The 6,199-nt window shown below is 55.3% G+C and carries 7 protein-coding genes; 1 reads left to right on the plus strand and 6 read right to left on the minus strand.

Translation table 11 applies throughout. From position 1 onward, the window contains the following. Positions 1-466: 466 nt before the first annotated feature. From NP590_RS20040 to NP590_RS20065, 6 genes are read right to left on the minus strand one after another with little or no spacing between them, the layout of a single operon-like run. Positions 467-895 carry a YcgN family cysteine cluster protein gene (locus tag NP590_RS20040; protein WP_256604517.1) on the minus strand — a complete coding sequence of 143 codons (429 nt, stop codon included), beginning with the start codon at positions 893-895 and terminating at the stop codon, positions 467-469. 1 nt (position 896) lies between these two features. Continuing rightward, positions 897-1,862 (minus strand): permease-like cell division protein FtsX, encoded by a 966-nt coding sequence (gene ftsX / locus NP590_RS20045; RefSeq protein ID WP_256604518.1) that lies wholly within the window; start codon positions 1,860-1,862, stop codon positions 897-899. 2 nt (positions 1,863-1,864) lie between these two features. Beyond that, positions 1,865-2,521, minus strand: coding sequence for a cell division ATP-binding protein FtsE (ftsE, locus tag NP590_RS20050; protein WP_256604519.1), 657 nt, complete (start codon positions 2,519-2,521; stop codon positions 1,865-1,867). Between the two features lie 4 nt (positions 2,522-2,525). Continuing rightward, positions 2,526-4,490 carry a signal recognition particle-docking protein FtsY gene (gene ftsY, locus NP590_RS20055; RefSeq protein ID WP_256604520.1) on the minus strand — a complete coding sequence of 655 codons (1,965 nt, stop codon included), beginning with the start codon at positions 4,488-4,490 and terminating at the stop codon, positions 2,526-2,528. 4 nt (positions 4,491-4,494) lie between these two features. Then, entirely contained in the window at positions 4,495-5,085 is a 591-nt protein-coding gene (locus NP590_RS20060) for a redox-active disulfide-containing membrane protein (RefSeq protein WP_256604521.1), read from the minus strand. Continuing rightward, positions 5,069-5,815 (minus strand): SURF1 family protein, encoded by a 747-nt coding sequence (locus NP590_RS20065; protein ID WP_256604522.1) that lies wholly within the window; start codon positions 5,813-5,815, stop codon positions 5,069-5,071. Before NP590_RS20065 ends, NP590_RS20060 begins: the two co-directional genes overlap by 17 nt. A 36-nt stretch (positions 5,816-5,851) precedes the next feature. Between NP590_RS20065 and NP590_RS20070 the strand changes: the two genes are divergently transcribed. Further along, positions 5,852-6,166, plus strand: coding sequence for a twin transmembrane helix small protein (locus NP590_RS20070; RefSeq protein WP_371927340.1), 315 nt, complete (start codon positions 5,852-5,854; stop codon positions 6,164-6,166). The last annotated feature ends 33 nt before the right edge of the window (positions 6,167-6,199 follow it).

Here is a 6,199-nt window from a genome sequence, read left to right on the forward strand (position 1 = left end):
GGCCAGTAGGAACCATAGAGGACGCAAGGTTGCTTGCCGGAAAGCTGTCATTCGCGGAGCTTAGGGATGGAAAATTTCGCCGGCATTGCCCAACCGATCAAGGCCGGCCTCCGAGAGGGTCAGCCGCGAAGGATTGCAGCCTGTAGGCCGGAATAAGCCTACAGGCGTTTCCGGCAAAGCTTTTGCATTCTCCCGGAAATGCTATCGCTTATTCCGGCCTACATCTCGAAAATGGGTTGCGCGGCTTCGGGATTGTAGACGCCGTAAGCAACCCGCACCGCATCGTTCGCGAGTGATGCGGTTCGTAAACGCGCCACACGCCGCGCCTGCTTTCAGCGGGTTCGAACGGGTTACCTCCTTCCCTTAATCAACACCCGCGTAGGGGCTGAAACAACACTCGCTTCCTTCTGGCGCCGACGGCGAGTACAGTGCTATTAGAAAATCGTGAAACCGCTTGAGGGGGCTTTTAACTCAACCATTCAATGATGTGGTCTTCCGGATCGATTTCGGGCGACTCATGAATGGCATAAGCCCGGATGGACTGTCCCGCCTCATGCACCGATTCCGCGCTACCCGATATCAAATGATGCCATGCCGGCAAGTGCTGGCCGTCGCTCAACAGCCGATAGGCGCAGGTGGAAGGCAACCAGCGAAATTCGGCAAAATCGTGTTGTGTCAGATCAACGCATTCGGGTACCCGGCCGCAACGATTGGCATAATCGCTGCACAGACAGCTTTTCAGATCCATCAGTTTACAGGCCAGACCCGTCAGCGCGACATCGCCGTTGTCTTCGTCTTCCAGCTTGACCAGACAACATTTTCCACAGCGGTCGCAAACCGCTTCCCATTCGTCCGGGGTCATGTCCCGCAAGGATTTGCTTTCCCAAAACCGCATGTCACTGCGGTTTGATCTGGCGCAGCTGGTAATGCAACACCGCCCAGGAGCCCAAGACAGCCAATCCGGAGGCCAGCATCAGCAACAACACAAATTCGGAAAAACTCAGGTAGAGCAATTGAAAGGAGCTGTTATATAAACCGGACAGTTGCTCCACCGGCGTTTCGACGATCAACAGCATGATGGTGATAATCAACCAGGCCGAAAAACCGGCGATAAATCCCAGCCAAAAGCCGGTGTACAGGAACGGTCGTTGTATGAACGCGTGAGTGGCGCCGACCAGTTTGGAGATAAACACTTCATCCTGCCGATTGTGCAATTCCAGCCGGATGGTGTTGCCGGTTATGAAAGTAACGGCAAAACCCAGCAATACGCCGACCAAGGTAACACCCCGGTTGGCGATGCGCATGATGGCTTGCAGGCGTTCCACCCATTGCATATCGACCTGCACAAATTCCACTTGCGGCATCTGCCTGAATTCCGCCATCAGGGCGTCCAGCGCTACCCTGTCATCCAGTACATTTTTCGGCAGTACCTGTATCACGTTGGGCAGGGGGTTGCTTTCCAGCGCATTCAAGGCTTCGCCGAAACCGCTGTTGGCCTTGAATTCATCCATCGCCTGCGTTTTGCCGATAAATTTGATATTTTCGACATGGTCGTGCCGCGCCAATTGCTCGGCCAACTTTTGACCGGCCGCTTCGTTGACGGAGTCTATCAAAAACAGCGACATTTGATTGCTGGCCTGCAGATTGCCGGTCAATTGCTGAATATTGACCACCACGATATAAAAACAACCCGCCAAGGCGATAGCCACGGCAAGCACCAATATCGTCATGCTGGAGGTCACCGGTGCCCTGCTCAGCCGACCCAGACTGGAAAACAAGCCATGGGCGTGATTCAGCAGATAGGCCTGAAATTTTTCCAGCAAGCGTTGACCGACATGTTTACTGTGCGTTTGCCGTTTCATAGTCATCCCGCCAGCAAGCGGCCGTGTTCGAGCGTCAACACCCGATGGCCCAACCGGTTGATCAGTTCGATATCGTGAGTGGCAATCAGCACCGTCACCCCCACCTGCATGAATTGCTCGAACATATGCATGACTTCGGCGGACAGGTCCGGGTCAAGGTTACCGGTGGGTTCGTCGGCCAGAATCATCTTCGGTTTATTGACGATGGCGCGAGCTATGCCGACCCGCTGCTGTTCCCCGCCGGACAAGGACAGCGGATGCTTTTTTTCCTTGCCGAGCAAACTGACCTTGTCCAAGGCAGCCCGCACCCGCCGGGCGATATCCTGGTGAGAATAGCCGGACACGATCAGCGGCAAGGCCACGTTATCGAATACGGTCCGGTCGTTGAGCAGTTTGTAATCCTGAAAAATCAAGCCCAGGTTACGCCGCAGATAGGGAATTCTACCTTCACCGATACGAGTGATATCCTTGCCGTCCAGCATTACGTTGCCGCGGGTACATTGTTCCATCATGGCGATCAACTTCAGCAAGGTGCTTTTGCCGGCGCCGGAACGGCCGGTCAGAAATGCCATTTCGCCACGCGCCAAACGAAAGCTGACATCGATGAGGGCGTCGCCGGCATCGGGGTAGCGTTTGCATACGTGTTCGAATCTCAACATGGCTTTAGTCTGTCACAAACAATGCATCCACGAAAGTTTTGGCGTCGAAATCCTGTAAATCTTCCTTGGCCTCGCCCACGCCGATAAAGCGGATCGGAATCCGCAGTTGATTGGCCAAGGCAAAGATTACTCCGCCCTTGGCGGTGCCGTCCAGCTTGGTCAGGGCCAAACCGGTCAGCCCAACGGCTTCATTGAACTGGCGGGCCTGCGACAGAGCATTCTGGCCGGTGCCGGCATCCAGCACCAACAATATCTCGTGCGGCGCGCTGGCATCCAGCTTGGCCATGATACGCTTGATTTTAGACAATTCTTCCATCAAATTGGATTTGGTATGCAGGCGGCCGGCTGTATCGGCTATCAACACGTCGACACCCTTGGCCTTGGCCGATTGCAGCGCATCGAATATCACCGAGGCCGAATCGGCACCGGTATGCTGCGCCACCACCGGCACATTGTTGCGCTCGCCCCAGGTCTGCAATTGTTCCACCGCCGCCGCGCGGAAGGTGTCGCCAGCCGCCAGCATCACGCTATGGCCTTGCTCCCGCAGCCGGTGCGCCAATTTGCCTATCGACGTGGTCTTGCCGGCGCCGTTGACGCCCACCACCAGAATGACGAACGGCCCGTCTTGCCGGGGTATCTGTAACGGCTGGCTGCAAGGCTGCAGCATCTCGAACAGGTTTTGCTTCAAAGCCTGGGTGAGCATTGCGCCGTCTGTTAGCTGGTCTTTTTCCAGATTGTCCTTTAAATGCCGAATGATATTGTTGGTCGTGTCTATACCGATGTCAGCCATCAACAAATTGGCTTCCACGTCATCCAGCAGTTCGCGGGTAACCGCGTCCTGCCCGCTCAAGATGCTAAATACGCCGCCTATGCTGCCGCGGGTTTTCTTCAATTGGGTTTGCAAGCGCGCGTAAAGCGATGGCGGCTCCGCGGGCAAGACCTTGTCCAGCGTCCGCGCCGGTATTTCGACCAATGCCTCGCGCGCGGCCGGTTCTTCGCCCGGCAATGCGTAACGGCTGTAGAAAACTATGCCCAACAACGGCAGCATCAGCAAAGCGGCAAAGGCATTGTGCGCCACGGCCAAGACCAAGGGCACGCCGTGCTTGACCGCGAATATGCCGATGACTATCTGCACCAACAGCAAAACGCTCAACAACACGCCGGAACGGCGAACCGGTTTGGGGTATTGTTCAGAGGTAGCCGACAGCATCAAGCCCGACAGCAGCAAAAAGGTGATTAATGCGCCTATTCGATGCAAGGCATGGATAGCCACCTTGCCCGCGGCGGACATGGACGTGGCATCGCGGGCCATAAAATCGAAGGCATCGGCAAAGCCATTCTCCGGCAGCCATTGTCCCTGGCAACGCGGAAAATCGGTGCAGGCCAAGGCCGCGTAATTACTGCTGACCCAGGCACCCAAGGCGATTTGCAGAAATAGCGCCAACATGCCCAGCAGCGCAAACCATGTCGGCCCCGATACGGTGGCGCGGCGTTGCATGGCGGGATTGCCGCGCAAACAGGTCCAGCTTAAGGCCCAAAAGGTAATAAAACCCATCAGCAAATGCAGCGTCACCACGATAGGCATGACCTTTAAATGCACGGTCCACATGCCGAGTGCCGCTTGTAATCCCACCAACGCCAGCAGCACGCTTGTCCAGCCAATGGCCGCGCCACGCTGTTGTTTTTGCCGCCAAGCCATGGCAAATAGAATCAACACGGCAAGTCCCAAGCCGCCGGCCAGATAACGGTGGCTCATTTCCTTCCAGGCCTTGGCGGTATCCAGGGGATTATCGGGAAAGGTGGCCGCCGCTTCGGCTTGAAATTGAGCGCTATCGTCGACCATGGCGCGTCCGTAACAACCCGGCCAATCCGGGCAACCCAGGCCGGCATCGGACAAGCGGACGTAAGCGCCCATTACAATGACTATCAACGCCAACACGGCGCAAAACAAACTCAATTTTTTAAACATGCTGTCAACCGATTTGTGAAATGCGTAATAACTTGCTCAAGTCGTTTCTGACTTTATAGGGGTCGTAACCTGGCTGGTATTTCATCATCAGGTTACCCAGGGGATCCATGATCAACAAAGCCCCGGACTGCTGGCCGGCGATTATTTTGTCGAGCGTGGCTTTTAAGTTCGCGGACGGCCACGCTTTCAACAAACGGGCGTCGCGCCGCCATTCATCCGGCAACGGCTGAGCGGCCCCTGAAAAAATCAGCGCCAATCTGCGGATGCGGGCTATGTCCTTGCCCATCATCAAGGCGATCTGTTGAGTTTTATACAGGCCATCGCGACAGGCATCCGGGCACTCGTCGCCATGCAGCACGTTGACCAGAATCCAATGACCTTGCAATTCCTTGATATTCTCGGCCGAAAAACTATCGTACCCGCTGAAGTCGCTTGGCTCCGTGGTGAACGGCGGGGCGATCAATTCGCCGTTGTTGGTGCCCAGCCTGACTTTGCCTGGGTTATCCGCCAAAAACCATGCAATGGCGAAGGGGACGACGGACATCGCAAAAATCACCAAAATGGTGATGCGATTTTTTTTAAGCTGTGTGTTCACTAGTTCTTTTAACGCTTATCCAAATAAATAGCGCAGTCAACGTCAGCGCCAAACCGAACCATTGTACTGCATAGGCCAGATGCTTTTCAGGCGGGATTGGTACGTCTATCTTCCATTCCCGTTTATATCCCTCGGCCGCCGCCGGCTCCAGTTCGATTTGAAAAGCGGCGACGTCGTAGCCCAACTTCCGAGACAGCACCTTGCTGTCCACCACCTGCACGACGGACGGCCAGCTTTCGGTCGGTATTTCCGCGCCTTTTAACACTATGCCCAGCGATGGAAATTGATTGATGCGGCCCGCCACTTCGGCGGGCGCCGCCCGCATGCTCAAATCGGGCAAGCGGTTTCTATCGGTGCCCAGCGGCAGCCAGCCCCGATTGATTAAAATGGCCGTTCGCTGCCCTTCCGGCAAAAACGGCGTCAATACAAAATAACCGGCCTTACCGTCCATAACATGATTGTCCAGCAGGAACTGCCGTGCCTCGTCATAGTGGCCGACCAGTCTGATCTTTCGGTAGCGCACGGCCGCCGGATCGTTTATGGGCAGTTGATTCAAATTTATCTCAGCCGAATCGAGGGCGGCTTGTTGCTCCGTCAACAGCTGTTTTTTTTGCTCCGCCCGTCCCAACTGCCAAATCCCCAGACTACACAGCAACAGCATCGCCAGCGCGTAAGCGCTCAATCCCATCCAGGACAGGTGAAAAGTGCGGTTTACCAAGTTAAATTTCATGATGTCCCTTGCAATGGTCTCAAAATGATTGGCAAGATGAAGTTATTCATACAGAATGCCGGCTTCCGTTTATTTTACGTGTTCGCCATGAGCCTAAAAACCGTCGCCATAGTTATATTTCTCGCCATTGTGGCAAGCCTGGGATCCGCCTTGTATCACTTGGTCAAGCCCGGTGACGAGGAGCATTCCCGCAAAACCGCCCAAGCCTTGACTGTGCGCATCGGCCTGTCCCTGGTGCTGTTTATTTTACTATTCGTGGCTTACGCGACCGGCTTGTTTCAACCCAGCGGCATTGGCGCCAGAATTCAACAAACCCAGGAAATCGGCGCCCAACCGGCGGCAAATCGGTAAATTTGTCGCAAAAAAAAAGCGCGCTCCGGCCGG

It is taken from the genome of Methylomonas subterranea, from assembly GCF_024505185.1.
GTDB classification, from domain to species: domain Bacteria; phylum Pseudomonadota; class Gammaproteobacteria; order Methylococcales; family Methylomonadaceae; genus Methylomonas; species Methylomonas subterranea.